The organism is Microbispora sp. H10836 (genome assembly GCF_012999525.1).
Classification (GTDB): Bacteria; Actinomycetota; Actinomycetes; order Streptosporangiales; family Streptosporangiaceae; genus Microbispora.
This window is the reverse complement of the sequence record NZ_JABBWU010000075.1, coordinates 1-740: the sequence shown is the minus strand read 5'-3', so window position 1 is coordinate 740 and position 740 is coordinate 1. Positions and strand designations below refer to the sequence as shown.

The following is a 740-nucleotide window of genomic DNA, read 5'->3' as shown; positions in this document are numbered from 1 at the left end:
GGGGCTACTCCGCCAGGTTCGGCATCGTGCACGTGGACTACGACACCCAGGTGCGCACGCCGAAGGCCAGCTTCCACTGGATGCGGGACTTCATCACGGACCCGGTCGTCACCGCGCCCGTCACCGCGCCCGTCACCGCGCCCGTCACCGCCCGCCCCGCGACCACCGCCCCGGTCGACATCCTGGTCGCCGGCACCCCCAGGGGTGAGCGCCCCGTGGGCGACTGAGGACCGGGGCCGCTTTCCCAGGCGGCCGAGGAATCGACGTGACGGTCCCCAGCGTCGCCCGCATCTACGACCATCTCCTCGGTGGCAAGACCAACCTCGCCGTCGACCGGGCGGCGGCCGAGAAGCTCATCGAGCTGACCGCTCATCCCGATCGTGTTGCGCACAGCCCGCCGATCCGCTCGTCCAGGATGACCGGGTCGGCGAGCACCGGCAAGCTCACCTCCAGCAGCAAGTTGTTCCCGGGGACAGACTCACCTCAAGATGATCCGGGCCTTGACGACCAAGGCCTACCGGCGGGCCGTGCGGGAAACCCTGCGCGGCCCGCACCGGTCGATCGGCCTCGCGTGCGAGTGGCTGCCCATAGCCGGTCTGCCCTGTCTCAGATGTCGTCGACGGTCATCGCGCCCTCGTGGGGGCGCCGGGACAGGTCGATGCCGAGCTCCTCCGCCGCGCGGAAGACGTCCTCGTCGGTATCCCTCATCTCGATCGACATGCCGTCGCTGGAGAGAACCT

At 70.0% G+C, this 740-nt stretch carries 1 protein-coding gene and 1 pseudogene; both read left to right on the top strand.

The genetic code is table 11. The features are described from left to right. Positions 1–227: family 1 glycosylhydrolase (locus HHX30_RS40340; RefSeq protein WP_169989215.1), on the top strand; the 227-nt coding region annotated here is incomplete at its 5' end. A gap of 38 nt (positions 228–265) precedes the next feature. Continuing rightward, positions 266–316, top strand: a pseudogene (locus tag HHX30_RS43950) (hypothetical protein); the annotation flags it as partial. Positions 317–740: the final 424 nt, after the last annotated feature.